This window comes from Gemmatimonadaceae bacterium, assembly GCA_019752115.1.
In the GTDB taxonomy this organism is placed as follows: domain Bacteria; phylum Gemmatimonadota; class Gemmatimonadetes; order Gemmatimonadales; family Gemmatimonadaceae; genus Gemmatimonas.
Genome location: JAIEMN010000022.1, coordinates 139,777 through 161,212, shown reverse-complemented (window position 1 = coordinate 161,212; position 21,436 = coordinate 139,777). Strand labels below are relative to the sequence as shown.

Below are 21,436 nucleotides of genomic sequence, written 5' to 3'. Positions count from 1 at the left end.
TCTCCCTCCTCAGCGACACATCGGAGGGTCGCCATGTTCGGAAGAAGAGCGAGCATCGCTGCAGCGGTGCTCGCATGCGTCGTTGCTCACGCCATCGCGCGGTCGGCCAGTGGCCAGCGCGCGCCCAATATCGTGTACATCATGGCCGATGATCTGGGCTATGCGGAGCTCGGGGCCTATGGTCAGCAGAAGATCCGCACGCCCGTGCTGGATCGTCTGGCGCGTGAGGGCGTGCGCTTCACGCAGTTCTACAGTGGCAGCCCCGTGTGCGCGCCCAGCCGCGCGGCCCTGCTCACCGGGTGGCACACGGGCCACGCGCCCATTCGCGGGAACGCCGAGTACGGCGGATTTCTCGACCGCGAGGAGTTCGGGCAGCATCCGCTGCCACTCGGTACGCCCACCATTGCCACGATGCTCAAGGCGCGCGGTTACGCCACGGCGCTCGTCGGTAAGTGGGGGCTTGGTGGTCCGCAAACGAGCGGCATCCCGAACAACTTCGGCTTCGACTTCTTCTACGGGTATCTCGACCAGAAGCAGGCGCACAACCACTACCCGAGCCATCTCTGGCGCAACACGCAGTGGGACACGCTGCAGCCGTACTTCAGTGCGCACCAGACGCTCTCGGCGGTGCCCACCGACCCGGCCGCGTGGAAGGCGTTTCAGGGCACCGTGTACGCGCCCGATCGCATGACAGAAGAAGCCGTCGCGTTCATCCGGCGCAGTGCCAACCAGCCGTTCTTTCTGTATCTCGCCTTCACGCTCCCGCATCTGGCGTTGCAGGTCCCCGATGACGAGCTGGCCGCGTACGACTTTCCGGAGACGCCCTATCTCGGACAGAGCGGTTACCTCCCGCATGCGCGACCGCGCGCCGCCTATGCGGGCATGATCAGCCGACTCGACAAGCATGTGGGGCAGGTGCTCGATGTGCTGCATGAGCTGCAGCTCGATTCCACCACGCTGGTCGTCTTCACCAGCGACAACGGGACGACGTATACCGGCGGGGTCGATCAGGCCTTCTTTCAGAGTGTGGGGGCGTTCCGCGGGCTCAAGGACGCCGTCTTCGAGGGCGGTATCCGCGAGCCCTTCATCGCGCGGTGGCCCGGGCGCATCCGGCCGAACACCGTAAGCACGGCCGTCGCCGCGAACTGGGACGTGCTCCCCACGCTCGCCGACATTGCCCAGGCACAGGCCCCGGCCGGCATCGACGGCCGCTCCTTTGCGCCCGCGTTGTTCGGGAAGGCCATGTCGCCGCACGCGCCGCTCTACTGGGAGCATCACGGTGTGTGCGCGGGGCAGCAGGCCGTCCGCGATGGCCGCTGGAAGCTCGTGCGACTCGGTGTGGGCGCCCGCACGCCGCTCGCCCCCATGCTCTTCGATCTCGAGACCGATCCGGGGGAGCGCATCGATCGCGCGGCGCAGCGCCCGGACCTTGTGAAAAAGCTGATGGCCGTCATCGCGCGTGAGCGGACAACGGCCATCCTGCCGGCGTGGAATTTTCCGGTCGACTCGGCGCGCGTGGTCAACTACACCACGTGCGCGCCCGGGGGTCAGCCCAGGTAGGGGTACTTCCAGTCGAGCGGCGGCGAGAACGTCTCCTTGATCGTGCGCGTGCTCGTCCAGCGCATGAGGTTCGACTTGGAGCCGGCCTTGTCGTTGGTGCCCGAGCCGCGCGCGCCACCGAACGGCTGCTGCCCGACCACGGCGCCCGTCGGCTTGTCGTTGATGTAGAAGTTGCCGGCCGCGTGGCGCAGCACGCTCATCGCTTCCCGCACGCCCTGCCGATCGTTCGAGAACACGGCACCGGTGAGCGCATAGGGCGACGTGCTGTCGACGATCGCCAGCGTTTCGAGCCACTTCGCATCGTCGTAGACATAAACGGTGAGCACGGGCCCGAAGAGCTCCTCGCACAGCGTGCGGTAGTTCGGGTCCTTGGTCTCGATGATCGTGGGCTGGATGAACCACCCCTTCGACTTGTCGTAGCCACCGCCGGCCACGATCGTCGCGTTCGCCTTGGCTTCGTCGATCGCGGCCGCCAGGCGCGTGAAGGCGCGCTCGTCGATCACGGCGGCCACGAAGTTCGTGAAGTCGCGCGTGTCGCCCTGCTTCATCTCGCCCATCATCTTCACGCAGCGTTCCTTCACGGTGGGCCAGAGCGACGCCGGGATGTAGGCGCGGCTCGCCGCCGAGCACTTCTGCCCCTGATACTCGAAGGCGCCGCGCACCATGCCCACGGCCAGCGCCTGCGGGTCGGCGCTCGGATGCGCCACGATGAAATCTTTGCCCCCCGTCTCGCCCACGATGCGCGGGTACGAGCGGTACTTGTTCATGTTCTTGCCGACCGTCTCCCACATGCTGTTAAAGACGCCGGTCGAGCCGGTGAAGTGCACGCCAGCCAGATCGCGGTGTGTGAGCGCGATGTCGGAGATCATCGCCGCGTCGCCCGGGAGGAAATTGATCACGCCCTTGGGCAGCCCGGCTTCCTCGAGGAGCAGGAACGTGTACCAGCTCGACAGCGTGGCCGTCGCGCTCGGCTTCCAGAGCACCGTGTTGCCCATCAGTGCCGGCGCACCCGGCAGGTTGCCGCCGATGGCCGTGAAGTTGAAGGGCGTGACCGCGTACACGAACCCTTCGAGCGGGCGGTAGTCGAGCTGGTTCCACATCGAGTGGTCGCTCAGCGGCTGCTCGTTGTAGAGCTCCTGCGCGAACTGGGCATTGAAGCGCCAGAAGTCGATGAGCTCGCACGCCGCATCGATCTCGGCCTGATGCACGGTCTTGGCCTGGCCGAGCATCGTGGCCGCGAGGATCGTGTCGCGCCACGTGGTGGTCAGCAGCTCCGCCGCCCGGAGGAACACCGCGGCGCGGTCTTCCCAGCGCCAGCTCGCCCATTCCTTCTTGGCCTCGGCCGCCGCGGCGATGGCCTCGTGCACCAGCGCCGGCGTCGCCTTGTGGTAGCGCGCCAGCACGTGCTGATGATCACAGGGCATGTTCACGGTGCCGGTATCGCCGGTCTGAATCCGACGCCCGCCCACGACCACGGGGATTTCGGCCACCTCGGCCGCCATCTGGGCCAGGCGCGCTTCGAGCGACGCGCGTTCACGGGAGCCCGGCGCGTAGCTCCGCACCGGTTCGTTCACAGCGGGCGGCACGCGGCGCGTCCCGTCGAAAGCAGCAAAGGACATCAGGGTCTCCGGAGCATCGGAAGGAAATGGGGGAGCACTGAAAGCTACCATCGGCGCGTGCGCGCAGTACCCTTCGCACATGGTCTGTTCTGTGCTCCCCCGCGCACGCGTGCTCCGCACCCTGCTGCTCGGCAGTGCTGCGCTCGGCAGCCTCGCCTGCGACACGGCGCCGCTCGCGTGGGTGGACCCCGCGCCGGTGCGCACCACCATGCCCTCGCCGCTCGCCAATCTGCCGTCCGAGCCCCTCGATTCCACGCTGGCCGATTCGTCGGCACTGGCCGCCTTTCAGCTGATGCAGGATCGCCTGCGCGAGGCCGGTGCCCTGTCGCTGCTGGCGGGGCTGACGGCTGGACTGCCCGAGGCGACGGATACCGCATCGTCCACAGCGCCCGTCGCGGCCGCGAGGGCGACCGCGAGCGCGACGGCGAGCGCGACGGCGAGCGCGGGGGCCAGCGCCGCTGCACCGATGCCGGGTATGAATCACGCCGCGCACGACATGAGCACCATGCCCATGCCCGCAGCCGGCCCACTCGGCGATGGCGACCTGCCGCGGGATGACGCCCGCTGCGCCCGGACGCTGCGCACCGTGGAGGCCCCGGGGTTCGGTACGGCCGCGCTCTGGTGGACCCGCGCCACGGCCGGGCGCGTCCATCTGGTGGCGGCGTGGCGCGATGGCAGCCGCGGTGCCTGGCGCGGGCCGCTGCCGGTGGACACGCTCGATCAGGGGCCGGGTGATGCGCAGGCGGCCGAGCGCGGTGCGCATGGCTGCGTGCGGCCGGCACCCAGCGTGGCCTGGGACGCCCGCACGAAATTCCTGCATGTCGCCTATACGGTTCGCGGCCCCGAAGGGCCCGGCGTGTTCTATGCGCACCAGATGGATCCGCGGGCCTCGTTCGAAGTCCCGGCGGCCGTGCTCTATGGCGAGCAGCTGGGCGTGGCGCGGGTGGCGAGCGACGGTGATGTCGTGGCGGTGGCCTATGAGGACCCCAACACCCGCGGCCGCTCGCGGGTGGGGCTCGCCATCTCGCGCACGGCAGGGCATACCTTCGAGGAGCAGCGGCTCACGGCCAGTGGTGAGGCCGGCGATGCGCGCGATCCTCACGTCGTCGTGCACGGCCGTGCGGTGGCCCTCGGGTGGAGCGATGTGGCCGCCGATCCGTCCGCCCCGGCGGCGGGCGCCTCGCCTGTGTTCGTCACCCGCCGTGTACGCGTGCTCCGCTGACCGCTCGTCTCTCCCCTCTGGCCCCTGTCCCGATGCTGCTGCTCGGCGCCCATTGTCTCGACACCGGTGGCATTCCGATGGCCGCCCGCCGCGCCGGTCGCGCCGGCATGCAGGCGCTCCAGATCTTCAGCGCGATTCCCAAGTACTACAACGACAAGGTCGGCGTGAAGCCGGATCGCCTGGCGCGCTTCCGGGAAGCGCTGGCGGAGGCCGGGATTCGCCCCGAGCACGTGATCGTGCACGCCGCGTACGTACTGAACTGCGCCACGCCCGATGAAGAAAAGTGGGCCCGCGCAGCGGCCGGCCTCGCCAAGGAATTCGAACGGTCCACGGCGCTCGGCGTGGGCGGCGTCTGCTTTCACCCCGGGGCCGCCACCGATGGCGACCGCGACGCGGCCTGTGCGCGGGTGAGCGAGGCGATGCGCCGCGCGCTGGCCCACGTTCCGGACGGCGCGACGCGTCTGCTCATCGAGAACACCGCCGGCGCCGGCACGACCGTAGGGCGGACGCCGGAGGAAGTGGCGCTCATGCTCAGCGGCATTCCGGCGGCCCAGCGCCATCGCACCGGGTACGGCCTCGACACCTGCCATCTCTTTGCGTCGGGATTCCCGATCAACGAATCGCCGCAGGCGCTCACCGGGGTGCTCGATGCCTTCGAATCGGCGACGGGTGAGCCGCCGGCGTTCTTCCACTTGAATGACAGCGAAGGCGCGCTGGGCTCGAACAAGGACCGGCACAAGCTGATCGGCGAGGGGCTGATCGGCGCCGACGCATTCGGCTGGCTGCTGCACGATCGGCGGGCGCAGCAGATCCCACTCATCCTCGAAACGCCGCAGGAGATCGAAACGGTGGCGGAGGATGACGACACCCCCGATCCATGGGACGTCCGCTCCATCGCGCTGCTGCGGTCGCTCGCGCCCTGAGCCGTCGCGCGCGTCGGCGTTCGTGGGGGGCGGCGCGCAGCGTCGGTGCCGGGTGGTGGCTCGCCGTTGCCCTCGGCGCCTGTCGCGCGCCGGCGGCGTCGGTGGTGGATCGCTTCGACGTGCGCGTGCCCGTGGGCACCGCGGGTGGGGAGCTCGTGCTCGCCGGCACGTTGACGGTGCCGAGCCGGAGCGATGGGACGCGCGCGCCGGTGGCACTCATCCTGGGCGGCTCGGGACCACAGAATCGCGACGGGGCGCGCGACGATCTGCCGGGCTATCAGCCGTGGCAGGAGGTGGCCGATTCGCTGGCGGGGCGTGGTATCGCGTCGCTCCGTCTCGATGACCGCGGGACGGCCGCATCGACCGGGCAGTTCGCCGGCAGTACGACCGTGGACTTCGCGCACGACGCCGAGGCGGCGGTACGCTGGCTGCAGACGGCGCCATCGGTGGATGGCACCCGCCTGGCGTTGATCGGGCACAGCGAAGGGGCGCTGGTGGCGCTGCTCGCGGCGCCCGCGCTGCCGCCGGTGCGTGCGCTCGTGCTGCTGGGGGCGGCGTCACGCCCCGGTCGTGAACTCGCCCGCTGGCAGCGGCAGGCGGTGGTCACCCGCGATCTGGCGGCGTTTCCACCGCCGATGCGCACGCCCGTCCTCTCGGCCGCCGAAGGTGAAGCCGAGCGGCTGGCCGAGCGGGAGCCGTGGCTCCGCACCTGGTTCGCGCTCGACCCGCGCGACGCCGCCCGCACGGCCGCGCGCACGACGCATGCGCCGGTCCTGCTCGTCCACGGCGAGACGGATCAGCAGGTGCCGGTCGCACAGGCGGCCGAGTTGGCGGCCGCGCTCCGCGAGGGTGGTGCGCGGGTGCGCGTCGAGCGGGTGCCCCGGACCAATCACCTGTTCCTCGCCGATGACGATGGCGGCCCGGAGGGGTACGTCCGACTGGTCGATCGGCGCGTGCACCCGGCGGCACTCGGGGCGATCGCGGGGTTTCTCGAGGGCGCATTGGGCGCGCGCTGACGCGTGCGAACGCGCGCGATCACGCGTTTCCGAGGGAAAAACGCGAAAAATTTTCGATTCTCAGAGGGAAAAACGCGAAATCACCTATTGCGCGCGTATCGCGCGATTGTAGTTTGTGCCCGTCCGCGAAGCGCGTACCGACTTCGCGCGATCCTGTCGAGACATGGATTGCTCGACCCGACCCAACGGTCAAACCACTCAGGAGACGACATGGCCGCTGCGAAGAAGTCCGCGAAGAAGGCTGCGAAGAAGGCTGCTCCGAAGAAGGCTGCCAAGAAGGCCGCCCCGAAGAAGGCCGCGCCGAAGAAGGCTGCCGCCAAGAAGGCGGCGCCGGCCAAGAAGGCCGCCCCGAAGAAGGCCGCCAAGAAGGCGACTAAGCGTGCCCCGAACCCGGCGTTCATGAAGGCGATGACGCCGTCGGCCGTGCTGGCCGCGATCGTTGGCGACAAGCCGCTGGCGCGCACGGACTCCGTCAAGAAGCTCTGGGCCTACATCAAGAAGAACGGCCTCCAGGACCAGAAGAACAAGCGCCAGATCAACGCCGACGACAAGCTCAAGGCTCTGTTTGGCGGCAAGAAGTCGGCTGACATGTTCGAGATGATGAAGTTCATGAACGCAAACCTCTCGTAACCCAGCGCGGTCTTCTGCGTATGTTTGAAGGGGCGCGTCCCGGTGGGACGCGCCCCTTCTCTCTGTCCTCATTCCCTGCCTGCCCGTGGCCGCGAAGCCGTCCTCGTCCGATCGCTCCTCCGTCTCCCAGCTCCGCTCCGGCACGAAGAGCGGCGGGGGCTCGTCCGGGGGCGCCTCCACCTGGGAGAACATCAAGGCGATTCTCGTCACGGTGGCGATCTTCCTCGCCATCCGGACGTTCCTGATCGAGGCGTACCGCATCCCCTCGGGGAGCATGATCCCGACGCTGCTCGTCGGGGATTGGCTGTTCGTCAACAAGCTGGCCTACGGCCCGCACGTTCCGTTCACGAACGTGAACCTGCCGGGGTACGACGAACCCGAGCGTGGCGACGTGGTGGTGTTCGTGTCGCCCACCCAGATCGACCAGCCGGAAGATCCGAATCCCACGCTGGTGAAGCGCCTCGTCGCCGTCGCCGGTGACACGATCTACATGCGCGGTGGGCTGCTGCACGTGAATGGGCAGCCGCAGCCCCAGGGGCCGGCCGCCGCGCAGAACCCCAAGCAGGACGGCGGCTTCTCGCATCCGCTCTTCCAGTGGCAGCATCAGTTCGAGCTCAAGGGCTCGCGCTTTGGCGAGCCGCCCGCGCAGCCCACGCTCGACGACTGGGGGCCGCTGGTGGTGCCGGCCAAGCATCTCTTCATGCTCGGCGACAACCGCTACGACTCCAAGGACGCCCGCTATTGGGGGATGGTGCCGCGCGAGAATGTGCGCGGGCGCCCGGTGTTCGTGTACTACTCGTACCGCAACAGCGATGAGTCCGACCGTCCGTTCCCCTTCATCACCGACATCCGGTGGGGGCGGCTGGGGACGATCATCCGGTGACGATGGCGCGTGGGGTCGGGGCGTTGGCCGTCGCGCTGGCGCTCGGCGCCGGCGTGGCGCGCGCGCAGAGTGCGCCGCCCGCCAACGCGACGCCCGCCACGTTTCCCCGCGGGACCGTCCGCATGGACACCGTGTGGGGGAACGCGATCGGCGCCCGAAAGGCCCTTCGCGTCTACCTCCCGCCGAGTTACGCGTCGAGCCCCACCAGGCGCTATCCGCTCCTCGTGTATCTGCACGGCCTGGGCGGCAACGAAAAGAACTGGGTCGATAACGGCGCGCTCGATCGCACGATGGACTCGCTCGTGGCCGCGGGGACACCGGAAGCGATCATTGCCATGCCCGATGGTGACGACAGCTGGTACACCACCTGGGGGCAGCTGCCCGACGTCCCGGCGTGCACCGGCGACACGAGTCGCAAGGAACCGGCGGCGACCTACTGTGTCCCGTGGCCGCGCTACGACGATTACATCGAGCGCGACGTGGTGGACCACATGGACCACCACTACCGCACCAGGGCCGACCGCGCGCATCGCGCCATCGCCGGCCTGAGCATGGGCGGGTACGGCGCCATCACGCTCGCGCTTGCTCACCCCGATCGGTTTGCCGCCGCCGCCAGTCACTCCGGCGTCCTCTCGCCGCGGCTCCTCCCCGGCATGGTGGCGCCCGACGCCAATCGCTACGCCACCAGCATGGCGCAGCTGCAGCAGGCGGCGCGCGGGCTCTGGAAGTCGCAGCGGCTGGCCTTTGGTCCCGATACGATCGCGTGGCGGGCCCGCGACCCCGTCGTGATGCTCGGGCGCCTGCTGCCGCGCGTGCAGGCCGGTCAGGCGCTGATGCCGGCGTTGTACTTCGATGTGGGCGCTGACGACCCCTGGCTGCTCCACAACCGCGACTTCAATGCGGCGCTTGCCAGCGCCGGCGTGCCGCGGCGCTACGGCGAGTTCACCGGCGGGCATACGTGGACCTATTGGCGGGTGCACGCCGAGGACAGTCTGGAATTCCTCCTCGCCGTCGTCGGCAAGCCATAAGGCCGCGGGGCGCCGGATGTGAGGGCGCGCGCCACCCCGGTGACTGCCGGGGGCGTTACATCGATCCGTCCCGCGCCGTAGCTTGGGGATATGTCCCGGTTCTTCCCGCGTGACGTCATCCACTGGGGGGAGGAGAAACTCCACCCGCTGCGCGCCTTTGCCATCCGCACGATCGAACCCGCCGGTATCACGGGGATCGTGCTGCGGCTGTGGCGCGCCGTGGTGCTGATCCCGGATCAGTGGTGGCTGTTCGTTGTCGGGGTGACCACCGGGCTGCTCTTTCTCTGCGGCATGCTCACGTGGCATCTGGGCAACTTCCCGGTGCGCCGGTGGCCGCTGCGGGTCCTCGCGTTCCTCGTGATCGAAGTGATGGTCGAGCTCGGCATGAGCTCGGTGCTCATCGTGTTTCAGCGCGAGCGCATGGGCTCGCGTCTCGCGACGTGGGCGGACTGGTGGCCGATGGCCGGACAGACGCTCTGGCAGCGCGGGCTCGTGATGGTGCTCTTCGCCGCCGTCCTCGCGCTGGTGGTGCAGCTGGTACGCCGCGCGGTGGACAAGCGCGACGGGCATCAGCATCACTCTGTCGCCTGAGGTGGCGACGGCCGACGGGTCGCTGACGCCAGCCCCTGACGAGGCGCCCGCGCGCGCGCCGACGCCACGCGCCCGCGTGGTGGTGGCGCTCCTGATCGGGCTCGCGAGTGGGGTGGCGGCGGCGTATGCCGCGCGCGGTGGCGCCAGTGACTTCCGGGCATGGCATATCGGTGCACAGCTGCTGCTGTCGGGGACCGATCCGTACACCGTGCCCCCGCGCAGTGCGCTCTGGCCCTTTGCGGAGCCGCTCTACTATCCGCTGCCCGCCCTGCTGGTCGCCGCGCCCGTGGCGTCGATCCCTCTGCCGCTGGCGGCCGGCCTCCTCATCGGCGCGAGCAGTGCCGTACTCGCCTGGTGGCTCACGGCGTCGGCGTGGTGGACGCTGTGGCTCTTCGCCACCCCCAGCTTTCTGATGGTCATCGAGCTGGGGCAATGGTCCCCTGCGGTGATCCTCGGCGTGGCCATCCCGTGGCTCGGCGCGCTGCTCGCGGTCAAGCCGAACCTCGGCGCCGCACTTTTTGTCTGGCGCCCGTCGTGGCGCGCCGTTGCCATGGCCACCGCGGTGGGGGCGCTCTCACTGCTGATCCTGCCGCACTGGCCCGCCGAGTGGCTGCACAACCTCGGGACGCTCGAGAAACATCCGGCCCCACTGTTCTCGTGGCGCGGCGCGTGGCTCTGGTTGGCGCTGCTGCGCTGGCGCTCGCGCGATGCCCGCTTGCTGCTCGGGATGGCGGCCGTGCCGCAGTTGCTGTACTTCGCCGACCAGCTGCCGCTCTTTCTGCTCGCGCGCTCGCGCACGCAGGCGGCCGGCATGGCCTTCGCCGCGCTCCTCGCCTGGCTCGCCTGGTACGCCGGGCTTGGTGGGGCGGATTTCTATGTCGCGAAAGCCGAATGGTATGTGTTGGTCGGCGTCTACCTGCCGGCACTCGTGCTTGTCCTGCGACGCCCGCCGGTCGTTTCGGACGAGGTCGCGGGGCGCTAACGTAGTGCCCATGCGACCCGCCCTCCTCCTGCTCCTCGCGCTGAGTGCCGCGCCCGCCGCCGCCCAGCCCATCGCCTTTCCGGCCACCAAGGGGACCCGTACCTCAGGGTCCACTGCGGCCGACACGTTGCGCCCATTCGGCACGCTCCGCGATCAGGCGTTCCGCATGCAGAAGTGGCTCGAGTTCCGCATGGATTCGGTCCTCCCCAGGCTGATGCGGCGACAGGGCGTGGATATGTGGGTGGTGCCGATGCGCGAGTACAACGAAGATCCGGTCTTCCGCGCGCTGACGTCGCCCACCACGTTCGCCGCGCGCCGCCGCACGATCTACGTCTTCTACGACCGCGGCGGCGACAAGGGCATCGAGCGGCTTGCCCTCGGTGGCACGAGTCAGGGGAACGTCTTCAAGGCGGTACGCAGCACCAAGGCGGTCGCGGCGCCGGCCGCCGGCAGCCGCAGCACCGATCGCACCGCCGAACTCTGGGGTGACGAACAGTGGTCTGTGCTCAAGCAGGTCATCGAGGAGCGCAGCCCCCGCAAGATCGCGATCAACACGTCGCGCACCTTCGCGTTCGCCGACGGCCTGTCGAGCGGCGAGAAGGAAGGGATGCTCGAGGCGCTGGGTCCGGCGCTGGCGGCCAAGGTCGTCAATGCCGAAGCGCTCGCCGTGGATCTCATCGCGGCGCGCTCGCCCGATGAGGAGGCCTTCTACAAGGACCTGAACGCGCTCGCCTGGGCCATCATCACGGAGGCCTTCTCCAACAAGGTCATCAAGCCGGGCGTGACCACGGCCGATGACGTGGTGTGGTGGATGCGCCAGCGCGTGAACGACCTCGGGCTGGGCACCTGGTTCCACCCGAGCGTGGAAGTCCAGCGCCCGCTCGACAGCAAGGAACTCGTGGGCGTGAACCCCACGATCCTGCGCGGCGACGTGCTGCACTGCGACTTCGGCATCACAGCGCTGGGGCTCAACACCGACACGCAGCACATGGGCTACGTGCTCAAGGCCGGCGAAACGGATATCCCCGCCGGCTTCAAGAAGGCGCTCGCCAACTCCAATCGGCTGCAGGACATCACGGTCGAGGAGCTCAAGCCCGGCCGGACCGGCAACCAGGTGCTCGCCTCGGCGCTCCGCCGCATGAAGGAGGAGGGGATCGATGGCACCGTGTACTCCCACCCCATCGGACTCAACGGCCACGGGGCCGGCGCCCTCATCGGGTTGTGGGACTACCAAGAGGGGGTGCCGGGGCGCGGCGACCACACGATCATCCCGGGGATGTGGTACTCCATCGAGCTTCAGGCCACCACCAAGGTGCCAGAATGGGGAAACCAGCCGGTGCGCTCGATGCAGGAAGAAGATGTGATCATTGATGCAACCGGAAGGGTGCGTTGGGCGTATGGACGCCAGACCACCTTTCACCTTGTCCGCTAGGAGCCAACCGTGTCGTTGGGCGATTTCCTCCGTAAGCAATTCATTGACGTCATCCAGTGGACCGAATCGGGTCCCGGGGTGCTCATGTACCGCTTTCCCATGCGGGACATGGAGATCCAGAGCGGCGCGCAGCTCACCGTGCGCGAATCGCAGCTCGCGCTCTTCGTAAACGAAGGGCGTGCGGCCGACGCCTTCGGGCCCGGGCTGCATACGCTGATCACGCAGAACCTGCCGTTGCTCACGAACCTGATGAACTGGGACAAGATGTTCGAGTCCCCGTTCAAGAGCGACGTCTACTTCTTCTCCACCCGCACGCAGACGGGGCAGAAGTGGGGGACGCAGCAGCCCATCACGATTCGCGACAAGGAATTCGGGGCGGTGCGCCTGCGCGCGTTCGGCATGTACGCCTTCAAGGTGAGCAACCCGGCGGTCTTTCAGCAGACGGTGGGCGCCACCGACGCCGAGTACACGGTCGCGCAGATCGAGCCGCAGCTTCGGAATGCCATTCTGAGTGGCTTCACGAGCGCCTTTGCCGCGGCGAACGTGCCATTCCTCGACATGGCGGCGAATCAGGCGCAGCTCGCCACGCAGATCGCCGCGGCGGTGCAGCCGGCGTTTGCCCAGTTCGGGCTGACGCTCGACACGTTCACCGTTGAGAACCTGTCGCTCCCCGACGAGCTGCAGAAGCGTCTCGATGAACGCATCTCGATGAACATCATCGGGGACATGCGGACGTACACGGCGTTTCAGGCGGCGCAGTCCATTCCCATCGCGGCGGCCAACGAAGGCGGCATCGCCGGATTGGCGGCTGGTCTGGGCGCGGGTGTCGGCCTCGGTGGTGCGATCACCAATGCACTCGCCGGCGCCGCGGGGGCTCCGCAGTCGCCCGGTGTGGCGCAGCCGCCCGAGCGGATGGCGCCGCCGGTCGCGCCGAGCGCCGAGAGCAAGTTCTGCATCAACTGTGGCACCAAGCTGCCGAGCATCGCGAAGTTCTGTTCGGCGTGCGGCACCGCGCAGTCATAAATCGCTCGTAGGCGGTGCTCCCCTCCAATTCCCGCACCGGCAGCGAATGGATCGTGGAGGCGTTCGGGTGTGATCCCGAACGCCTGCGCGACGTTGCGGCGTTGCAGGCCGTCTTCTCGGCGGCCGTGCAGGAGCTGGCGCTCCATCCGGTGGGCGATGCCGTGTGGCATCGCTTCCCGCATCCCGGTGGCCTGACCGGCATGCAGATGCTCGCCGAGTCGCATCTCACGGTGCACACGTTTCCGGAGCATGCGTCGGCGTGCTTCAATCTCTTCTGCTGCACGCCCCGCCCGTCGTGGGCGTGGCGCGCGCGGTTGGCGGCGCTGCTCGGTGCGTCCGACGTCCAGGTGCGCGTGCTGCCGCGTGAATACGCGCCGGCGCCGGCGGAGACCGGCGCATGACGGCGCCCGCCAACAGCATGAGCTGCCCGAACTGTGGGGCCACCGTGCGCTTTCGCTGGGCGCAGGCGGTGCAGACCACCTGCGAGTATTGCCGCTCGGTGCTGGTCCGCACCGATATCGGTCTGGAGCTGGTGGGTCGGCAGGCCAGCTTCCCGGCCACCGGCTCTCCCATTCAGATCGGGACCGAAGGCACCTGGAAACAGCAACGCTTCACCGTGGTCGGGCGCATCACGTACCAGTGGCCGCGCGGTCGGTGGAACGAGTGGCACTGTGTTCTGGCCGATGGCTCGAGTGCGTGGCTCGCGGATGCGCAGCTCGAATACACGATGACCGTGGCCGCGCCGCTCCCCGGTGGCGGAGTGGATCTCGACCGTCTGCGCGTCGGTGACCGTCAGAAGTTCATGGCGCGCGAGTACGAAGTGGCGGGCTTTGTCGATGCCGCGTACATCGGCACGGAAGGCGACCTGCCGTTCACGTCGTGGGACAAGCGCCGCTGTCGCTTCGTGGACTTCCAGTCGCCGGACGGGCGCTTCGCCACGGTGGACGGTACCGAAGAACCGCCCCTCGTGTTCGTGGGGGAATACGTGCGCTTTGACGACCTCGCGCTTCGCCACGTGCGCGAGTTCGACGGCTGGGGGCCGCCCGCATGAGCACCTCCATGGCGCCACAGGCCACTGGCTTCACCTGTCAGGGGTGCGGCGCGTCGATCGAGATGCACGCGCAGGGGTGGGCCGTCACCGTCGCCTGCGGTCAGTGCGGCGCGCTGCTCGATGCCACCGATCCCAACCTCGCGCTGCTGCGCCGCGGCGAAGCGGTGGAGCGGCTCCCCAAGATCCCGATCGGCACGCGGGGGACCTGGAAGGGTGTACGCTGGGATGTCATCGGCTTTCAGCGCGTCGAGATCTCGGTGGAAGGCACGGCGTATTCGTGGGATGAATACGTCTGCTTCAATCCCTACCGCGGCTTCTTCTATCTCTCGGAGTACGAGGGGCACTGGAACGTCATCGAGAAGCAGCATCGCCGCGCGGAAGATGAAACCGGGGGCGAGCGCCCCACGGCCACCTTTGATGGGCTCACCTTCAAGCACTTCCAGACGGCCAGCGCCTACACCACGCACGCCCTCGGTGAGTTCCCGTGGGAACTGCGCTACGGTGATCGCATCATCGCGCGCGATTTCGTGGCGCCACCGTACATCCTGAGCGCCGAAGCGTCGGACAACGAAGTCACCTGGTCGCTCGGGACGTACACGCCCCCCGAGGTCATTGCGAAGGCGTTCGGGCTCAAGAGCCTGCCGTCGCCGCGCGGCGTGTTTGCCAATCAGCCCAATCCGTATACCGATCTGCCGAAGCGAATGTTCGGCGTCTTCGGCATCGCCATGCTGGTGCTGATCGGGATGCTGGTGCTGAACGCGGCGTTCGCCAGTGACCGGGTGGTGTTCAACCACACCTACGAGTTTGCGCGCGCCCGCCCACAGCTGCTGGCGCCCGAAGCGGCGGCTGGCGACAACGAACCGACCGGCGACGCCTTCGTGACCGAGCCCTTCCAACTCGACGGCCGGCCGTCATCCCTGGCGATCGCGCTGTCGGCGCCGCTCGAGAACGACTGGATGTACGTCAATCTCGCCCTCATCAACGAAGCGACCGGTGAGACGCGCGAGGCGGGTCGGCAGATCAGCTACTACCACGGCACCGACAGCGATGGCAGTTGGAGTGAGGGCGGCCGCAGCGAAACGCTGCGCCTCTCGAACGTGCCGGCCGGCCGCTACTTCCTGCGTATTCAGCCGGAAGGCGGGGAGCCGGGGCGTGGTCCGATCCCGTATCGCGTCGAGGTGCGCCGTGATCAGCCGTACTACCTGCTCTATGGGCTCGCCTTTCTCGTGTTGCTCGTGCCCACGATCCTCGCGCTGCTGCCGTCGGCCGGCTTCGAAGGGCGCCGATGGGCCGAGAGCGATCACGCCCCCGCCAGCTCGGGAGACAGTGATGACGACGAATAGCCGCCTGCCGGAGTGTGCCGCGTGGTAAAGCTCTACACCCTCTGGGCCATCGCCGTGCTCGGGATGCTCGGCTACGCCCAGTATACTGGCTGGTCGTTCACCACGGTGACCGAAGCCAAAACCAATCCACGTTCCGTTCGCAACAATCCGGGTTCCTATCGTCCGTCGTACTACTCACCGGGGCGTGTGCTCCGCGGCAAGTGAGGCCACTGCATGACTGAATCGCTCCTCAACAACGTCTCCGGGTCGGCGGTCTTCGCCGCGCTGGGCATCGTGCTCTTCGTCGTGGCGTTCTTCATCATCGATCTGCTCACCCCCGGCAAGCTCTGGGATGAGATCAGCGAAAAGAAGAACACGGCCGCCGCCATCCTGATGGGGTCGGTCGCCATCGCGCTCGGCATCATCGTCGCCGCCGCTATCCACTGAGCCGGAGTTCGGCCCCGTGCCGATTGCGCTGTTCATTTCCGTCTGTCTGATCGCCGCCTGCGGGCTCATCTACGAGCTCGTCGCTGGCGCGCTCGCCAGCTACCTGCTGGGCGACAGCGTGACGCAGTTCAGCACGATCATCGGCACCTATCTCTTTGCCATGGGCATCGGGAGCTGGCTTTCCCGGTTCGTCACGCGCGGTGTGGTCACGCGCTTTGTCGTGGTGGAGTTACTCGTGGGCGTGGTGGGTGGGTTGTCGAGCCTCGTGCTCTTTCTCGCCTTTGCCTACACCGAAGCGTTTCGCCCCACGCTGTACACGCTGGTCATCCTGATCGGCGTCCTGGTCGGCCTCGAGATCCCGCTGCTCATGCGCATTCTCAAGGACCGCTTCAGCTTCAAGGATGTGGTGTCGAACGTGCTCACGTTCGACTATATCGGCGCGCTGTTCGCCTCGCTGCTCTTTCCCCTGCTGCTCGTGCCGCGCCTCGGGCTGGTGCGCTCGGCGCTCCTCTTCGGGGTGATCAACGTGGCGGTGGGGCTCTGGAGCACGTGGCTCTTCCGCGATGTGCTGCCGCGTCGCCGCGCACTCCAGGCCACCGGCGTATTGGCGCTGGTGGTGCTTTGCGCCGGGCTCTGGAAGGGGCAGGCGATCACGACACTCGCCGAGGAAGGGATGTATGCCGATCCCATCATCCTCGCGAAGGACACACGGTATCAGCGCATCGTGCTGACGAGCTGGAAAGACGATCTTCGGCTCTATCTCAATGGGCATCTCCAGTTCGCCTCGCGCGACGAGTATCGCTACCACGAGTCGCTCGTCCACCCCGGGTTGAGTGCGGCCACAACCCGTGGGCGGGTGCTGGTGCTTGGCGGCGGCGACGGACTCGCGGTGCGGGAGATCCTCAAGTACCCCGAGGTGCAGCAGGTCACGCTGGTGGACCTCGACGAAGGGATGACGCAGCTCTTTCGCACGCATCCACGCCTGACTGAGCTCAACGCCGGCTCACTGACCGACAGGCGCGTGACCGTGGTGAATGCCGATGCGTTCACCTGGCTCGATACGCACGCCACCCAGTTTGACTTCGTGGTGATCGATTTCCCCGATCCGTCCAACTACCACGTCGGGAAGCTGTACACGAGTGCGTTCTATCGACTGGTCAAGCAGCATCTCGCGCCGGGCGCGTTTCTGGTGGTGCAGAGCACGTCGCCGATGTTCGCGCGGCAGAGCTACTGGAGCATCGTGGCCACGCTCGAAGGCGCCGGGCTCCGCACGTGGCCGTATCACGTCTATGTGCCGAGCTTCGGCGACTGGGGCTTCGTGATTGCCGGCGAAGCGAGTTATGCGCCGCCGCGCACCCTCCCCACGGGGCTGCGCTATCTCACGGTGGCCACCTTGCCGTCGCTCTTTGATTTTCCTGCCGACCTCCAGCGCATTCCGGCCGAACCCAATCGCCTGAACGATCAGGTGCTCGTGCGCTACTACGAGCACGAGTTCGACGCGATCAACCGGTGAACCGTCGGTGACGTCGCGACGGGATGCGCTGCGCCAGCTGGCGGCGCTGGCGGCCATGCCGATGGCGGCGCCCGCGCTGGCGGGGCTCTCCGCGAAGGGACGTGTAATCCGCGGCGGGTTCGCGGAGGACCACAGCACCGCGGGGCATGCCCTGCGCGACGGGAAGGCCACGCTCCCGGCATCGCGACCGACCCGGCGCGTCTCGGTGGCCATTGTAGGCGGCGGCATCGGCGGCCTCTCCGCGGGCTGGCAGCTCGACGCCCTGGGCGTGCACGACTGGGTGGTGTGCGAGCTGGGCGCGCGTACGGGTGGCAATGCGCAGGCTGCCTATTACCCGTCCATCGGACAGGCCGCCCCGTGGGGCGCGCACTATCTGCCGGTGCCGGCGGCCGATGCCACGTACGTGCGCGCCCTGCTGCGTGATCTCGGCGTGTTGGGGGCCGACGGGCGCTTCGACGAGCGTACGCTCTGTCACACCCCGCAGGAGCGGATCTTTCAGCACGGCCGCTGGCACGAGGGGCTCGAGCCGTTCGATGCGCTGCCACCGGCTGAGCGCGCGCAGTTCACCCGCTTCGCCGAGCGCATCGCCGAGTTTCGGGCGACCCGCGCGTTCGCGGTGCCCAGTGCCCCGGCGCATGAACGGCGGCGGGCCGCATTGGCGACGGTACGCCAGCGTGTCGAGCAGCTCGACGCGCAGACCGCCGACGCCTGGCTGACGCAGCAGGGGTTCACCTCGAAGGCGCTGCGGTGGTGGGTGGAGTACGGCACCCGCGACGACTATGGGGCGTCGCTCACGCAGGCGAGCGCGTGGGCGGCCGTGCACTACTTTGCCGCCCGCGAGGCGGACGAGCAGGGGCCTCTCACCTGGCCCGAAGGCAACGACTGGATCGCCCAGCAGCTCACGCGGCGGGTTGTCGCCCGGCGCGCCGCCGATGACGGCGCGCGGCTGCTGACCAATGCGCCCGCTCTTCGCCTCGCGCGACGTGGATCCCGCTGGGTCGTGGACACGCCGACCGTACGACTCGACGCCGAGGTTGTGATCTGGAGCGCGCCCCTGTTCGTGCTGCCGCGCGTCGCGCCCGACATCACGGTCCCGGTGGCGCTCGAGTACGCGCCGTGGGTGGTCGCCAACCTCGTCCTCGATCGGCTGCCGGCGCAGCGGGGATCGCCGCTGGCCTGGGACAACGTCCTCTACGACAGCCCGTCGCTGGGCTACGTGAACGCGGCGCATCAGCACCTCGGCGCGGAGTCGCTCCCCACGGTGTGGACCTGGTATCACGCCGTCGTGGATCGCCCAGCCACGGAGGCGCGGCGGTGGCTTCAGGCGCGCCCCTGGAGCGATTGGCGCGACCAGATCGTGGCCGATCTCGCGCGCGCCCATCCGGACATTGCCAGTTGTGTCGCCCGGATCGATGTGATGCGCTGGGGGCATGCGATGGCGCGCCCGACCCCCGGGCTGCTGTCACGGACCGAGGCGCTGGCCCGCTGGCAGCCGGCGCCGGGGCTGCTCGTGGCCCACGCCGATCTGAGTGGCTTCAGCCTGTTCGAGGAGGCGCAGTGGCACGGTGTCCGGGCGGCCGAGGCGGCGGCGAGTCGGCTGGGCAGTCGGAAAACGCGCGGATAGCGGGCCCGGGCCCTTCCCACCCCCCTAAATTGTCGGGTATGAGCAAGAACAAACGTCTCATTGTGGTGGGCGACCGCGTCCTCGTGAAAATCGAGGATGGCGAACAGCGGTCGAAGGTCGGGCTCTATCTGCCGCCCACGGCCGTCGACAATCAGGCGGTGCAGGGCGGGGAGATCGTCTCCACCGGCCCGGGGCTCGCGCTGCCCGATCTTGCCGATCAGGGCGACGAGCCGTGGCGCATCGGTGGCGCGTCGGGGCGCGAAGCGCGCTACGTGCCGATGCAGGCGCAGGTGGGCGACTACGCGCTCTTCTTCCGCAAGGCCGCGGTCGAAATCACGTTCGAAAACGAGCAGTATCTCGTGGTGCCGCAGGCGGCGATTCTCGCCCTCGTGCGGGAGCCGCGCGAAGACATTCCGGATTACTGAGTCTCACTCAGAGGATCGCGATATGATGTATCCCGAACAGCTGTTGATCCCCATGCGTCAGGAGCTCACGCGCCTGGGCGTGGAAGAGCTGCGCACGGCCGAAGCGGTCGATGCGACGCTGCCGGCGAGCGGCACCACGCTGGTCGTGGTGAACTCCGTCTGCGGCTGCGCGGCGCGCAACGCCCGCCCGGCCGTCGCGATGGCGCTCAGCCATACCAAGAAGCCGCAGCGCTCCACCACCGTGTTTGCCGGCCAGGATGTGGAGGCGACGCAGCGCGCGCGTGAGTACTTCACCGGTTATGCGCCGAGCTCGCCGAGCATCGCGCTCATGAAGGACGGCGATGTGGTGTTCATGCTCGAGCGGCGGCAGATCGAAGGGCGGAGCGCGCAGGAGATCGCGGCCGACCTCCAGCAGGCGTTCGAGACACACTGCTGAGCCGACTCCGCTGAGTCAGGACCTGCGCCCCGACGACCCGACCACCGCCGCGCTGCTGCGCGCGGTGGCGGGAGAATTTCGCCTGGTGCGCGAAATCGGGCGTGGTGGGATGGGCGTGGTGTACCACGCCATCGACGAGCGCCTCGAGCGCGCGGTGGCCATCAAGACCTTGCCGCCACACCTCGCGAATGATGCGACCGTGCGCGCGCGGTTCCTGCGCGAAGCGCGTACGGCCGGTTCGCTGTCGCACCCCAACATCGTGCCCATTTACCAGGGGGCCGAGCACGACGGGGTGGTGTACTTCGTCATGGGGCTCGTCGATGGTGAGTCGCTCGCCGAGCGGATCGCGCGTGACGGGCCGCTGACGACCGGCGCCCTCATGCCGATGGTGCGACAGCTCGCCGAGGCCCTCGCCTATGCGCACGCGCAGGGCGTGGTGCACCGCGACATCAAAGCCGAGAATGTGCTGATCGATCGGCGCGGGCACGCGATGGTGACCGACTTCGGGATCGCGCGCGTCACCGAAGCGCAGCCCATGACGGCGACGGGCACGGTGCTCGGGACGGTGCATTACATGAGCCCCGAGCAGGTGCAGGGGGACGAGCTCGACGGGCGCTCCGACCTCTATGCCCTGGGGGTGCTGATGTTCTACGCGCTTTCGGGGCGTTTCCCCTTCGAGCGCGCCACCGCACCGGCCGTGCTCGTAGCGCATGTGAATGCGACCCCGCCGTTCCTGCGGGAGCTGGTGCCCGGTGTGGACGGCGCCATCGATCGCATGGTCTCCCGCTTGCTCGCCAAGGTGCCGGCGAGCCGCTACGCCTCGGCCGGCGCGCTCCTCGAGGAGGTGCTCGCCTGGTTGCAAATGCCCATGAGCCCGATCCGGCTGGGCGTATCCCCGGAGGCGATGCCGGCACCCGAGGGGCGCCCCTCGACGCGTATGGCCTCCGCCGACGCGCAGCAGGTCTGGGCGCGCGCGGCGGAGCTGCAAGCGGATACCAGCGCTCAGGCGCGCCCGGCGAACTTCAGCGAGCCGGCGGAGCTGCTGACGCGTGGCTACGCCGCCGACGAGGTGCGCGCGGCGGCCGTTGATGCCGGCATCGACGAACGCTTCGTGAATCGCGCGCTCGTGGAGCGACAGGCCGCCGCGGCGGCCGCCGTGGCCGTGAAGCCCGGCGACGCCATGCTCGCTCCAGTCAACGCGTTCCTCGGTGCGCCGACCAAGATCGAATACACCGCCGTCATCGATCGTGAACTGCGCCCCGAAGAGTTCGAGGATGTCGCCGACGAACTGCGTGCGGCGATCGGCCAGCTGGTCACGGTGAGCGCGGTGGGGCGGACGCTCACCGTGAATACCACGCCGACGCCCGGCAAGGGCATGCCGCGCACGCTGCAGGTCACGGTGTCGAGTCGGAATGGGCGCACGACCATCCGCGCCTTCGAAGACACGTCGCAAATCGCCGGCGGCCTGTTTGGTGGCCTCGCCGGTGGCGCCGGGGTCGGCGGCGGCACCGCCATTGCCGCCATCGTTGGAGCGGCGTCGCACAACCCGCCGCAGATCGTCCTCGCGCTGCTGGGATCGATGGCGCTCTCGGTCACCGGCGCGCGCTGGCTGTTCATGCGCTCATCGCAGAAGAAACAGGCGGAGCTGGAGCGGATCGTGCGCCGGGTAGGCGAGCGCATTTTGTCGCCGCCGCGCGGCTAGCGCCCGC

General features: G+C 68.6%; 22 protein-coding genes. 21 read left to right on the top strand and 1 reads right to left on the bottom strand.

Features of this window, described 5'->3' with window-relative positions:
* Positions 1 to 33: 33 nt before the first annotated feature.
* Positions 34 to 1,560, top strand: coding sequence for an arylsulfatase (locus tag K2R93_11690; GenBank protein MBY0490494.1), 1,527 nt, complete (start codon positions 34 to 36; stop codon positions 1,558 to 1,560).
* On the opposite strand, the gene pruA is transcribed toward K2R93_11690, so the two are convergent.
* Positions 1,548 to 3,179 carry an L-glutamate gamma-semialdehyde dehydrogenase gene (gene pruA / locus K2R93_11685; GenBank protein ID MBY0490493.1) on the bottom strand — a complete coding sequence of 544 codons (1,632 nt, stop codon included), beginning with the start codon at positions 3,177 to 3,179 and terminating at the stop codon, positions 1,548 to 1,550. The genes K2R93_11690 and pruA overlap by 13 nt on opposite strands.
* 79 nt (positions 3,180 to 3,258) lie before the next feature.
* Between pruA and K2R93_11680 the strand changes: the two genes are divergently transcribed.
* The 20 genes from K2R93_11680 (at position 3,259) to K2R93_11585 (ending at position 21,429) form a co-directional block, all read left to right on the top strand.
* Entirely contained in the window at positions 3,259 to 4,401 is a 1,143-nt protein-coding gene (locus K2R93_11680) for a hypothetical protein (GenBank protein ID MBY0490492.1), read from the top strand.
* 32 nt (positions 4,402 to 4,433) lie between these two features.
* Positions 4,434 to 5,324 carry a deoxyribonuclease IV gene (locus K2R93_11675; GenBank protein ID MBY0490491.1) on the top strand — a complete coding sequence of 297 codons (891 nt, stop codon included), beginning with the start codon at positions 4,434 to 4,436 and terminating at the stop codon, positions 5,322 to 5,324.
* Entirely contained in the window at positions 5,279 to 6,340 is a 1,062-nt protein-coding gene (locus K2R93_11670) for an alpha/beta fold hydrolase (GenBank protein MBY0490490.1), read from the top strand. The genes K2R93_11675 and K2R93_11670 overlap by 46 nt, the downstream gene beginning before the upstream one ends.
* Positions 6,341 to 6,550: 210 nt before the next feature.
* Entirely contained in the window at positions 6,551 to 6,970 is a 420-nt protein-coding gene (locus K2R93_11665; GenBank protein MBY0490489.1) for an SWIB/MDM2 domain-containing protein, read from the top strand.
* 85 nt (positions 6,971 to 7,055) lie between these two features.
* Complete coding sequence (gene lepB, locus K2R93_11660; GenBank protein ID MBY0490488.1) at positions 7,056 to 7,853, top strand: signal peptidase I; 798 nt, start codon at positions 7,056 to 7,058, stop codon at positions 7,851 to 7,853.
* Between the two features lie 2 nt (positions 7,854 to 7,855).
* On the top strand, positions 7,856 to 8,881 hold the full coding sequence (locus K2R93_11655) for an esterase family protein (GenBank protein ID MBY0490487.1): 1,026 nt from the start codon (positions 7,856 to 7,858) through the stop codon (positions 8,879 to 8,881).
* 90 nt (positions 8,882 to 8,971) lie between these two features.
* Complete coding sequence (locus K2R93_11650) at positions 8,972 to 9,472, top strand: hypothetical protein (protein MBY0490486.1); 501 nt, start codon at positions 8,972 to 8,974, stop codon at positions 9,470 to 9,472.
* A gap of 1 nt (position 9,473) precedes the next feature.
* Positions 9,474 to 10,454, top strand: coding sequence for a hypothetical protein (locus K2R93_11645; protein ID MBY0490485.1), 981 nt, complete (start codon positions 9,474 to 9,476; stop codon positions 10,452 to 10,454).
* 10 nt (positions 10,455 to 10,464) lie between these two features.
* Positions 10,465 to 11,886, top strand: a complete 1,422-nt coding sequence (locus K2R93_11640; protein MBY0490484.1) for an aminopeptidase P family protein — start codon at positions 10,465 to 10,467, stop codon at positions 11,884 to 11,886.
* Between the two features lie 9 nt (positions 11,887 to 11,895).
* Positions 11,896 to 12,909, top strand: a complete 1,014-nt coding sequence (locus K2R93_11635) for an SPFH domain-containing protein (GenBank protein MBY0490483.1) — start codon at positions 11,896 to 11,898, stop codon at positions 12,907 to 12,909.
* Positions 12,910 to 12,923: 14 nt separating this feature from the next.
* Positions 12,924 to 13,310 carry an S-adenosylmethionine decarboxylase gene (locus K2R93_11630; GenBank protein MBY0490482.1) on the top strand — a complete coding sequence of 129 codons (387 nt, stop codon included), beginning with the start codon at positions 12,924 to 12,926 and terminating at the stop codon, positions 13,308 to 13,310.
* Complete coding sequence (locus K2R93_11625) at positions 13,307 to 13,960, top strand: DUF4178 domain-containing protein (GenBank protein MBY0490481.1); 654 nt, start codon at positions 13,307 to 13,309, stop codon at positions 13,958 to 13,960. Before K2R93_11630 ends, K2R93_11625 begins: the two co-directional genes overlap by 4 nt.
* Positions 13,957 to 15,303, top strand: a complete 1,347-nt coding sequence (locus K2R93_11620) for a DUF4178 domain-containing protein (protein MBY0490480.1) — start codon at positions 13,957 to 13,959, stop codon at positions 15,301 to 15,303. Before K2R93_11625 ends, K2R93_11620 begins: the two co-directional genes overlap by 4 nt.
* Positions 15,304 to 15,324: 21 nt before the next feature.
* Positions 15,325 to 15,507: a hypothetical protein gene (locus K2R93_11615; protein MBY0490479.1), complete on the top strand. Its 183-nt coding sequence runs from the start codon at positions 15,325 to 15,327 to the stop codon at positions 15,505 to 15,507.
* A 9-nt stretch (positions 15,508 to 15,516) separates the two neighbouring features.
* The gene (locus K2R93_11610) at positions 15,517 to 15,729 is read left to right on the top strand and encodes a DUF350 domain-containing protein (protein MBY0490478.1); all 213 of its coding nucleotides are present in this window, start codon (positions 15,517 to 15,519) and stop codon (positions 15,727 to 15,729) included.
* 16 nt (positions 15,730 to 15,745) lie between these two features.
* The gene (locus tag K2R93_11605; GenBank protein ID MBY0490477.1) at positions 15,746 to 17,242 is read left to right on the top strand and encodes a polyamine aminopropyltransferase; all 1,497 of its coding nucleotides are present in this window, start codon (positions 15,746 to 15,748) and stop codon (positions 17,240 to 17,242) included.
* 7 nt (positions 17,243 to 17,249) lie between these two features.
* Entirely contained in the window at positions 17,250 to 18,866 is a 1,617-nt protein-coding gene (locus tag K2R93_11600) for an FAD-dependent oxidoreductase (GenBank protein ID MBY0490476.1), read from the top strand.
* 38 nt (positions 18,867 to 18,904) lie between these two features.
* A complete protein-coding gene (locus K2R93_11595; GenBank protein MBY0490475.1) occupies positions 18,905 to 19,291 on the top strand; it encodes a co-chaperone GroES family protein in 387 nt (128 codons plus the stop codon).
* A 25-nt stretch (positions 19,292 to 19,316) separates the two neighbouring features.
* The gene (locus K2R93_11590; GenBank protein MBY0490474.1) at positions 19,317 to 19,727 is read left to right on the top strand and encodes a BrxA/BrxB family bacilliredoxin; all 411 of its coding nucleotides are present in this window, start codon (positions 19,317 to 19,319) and stop codon (positions 19,725 to 19,727) included.
* Between the two features lie 85 nt (positions 19,728 to 19,812).
* Positions 19,813 to 21,429, top strand: coding sequence for a serine/threonine protein kinase (locus K2R93_11585; GenBank protein MBY0490473.1), 1,617 nt, complete (start codon positions 19,813 to 19,815; stop codon positions 21,427 to 21,429).
* Positions 21,430 to 21,436: the final 7 nt, after the last annotated feature.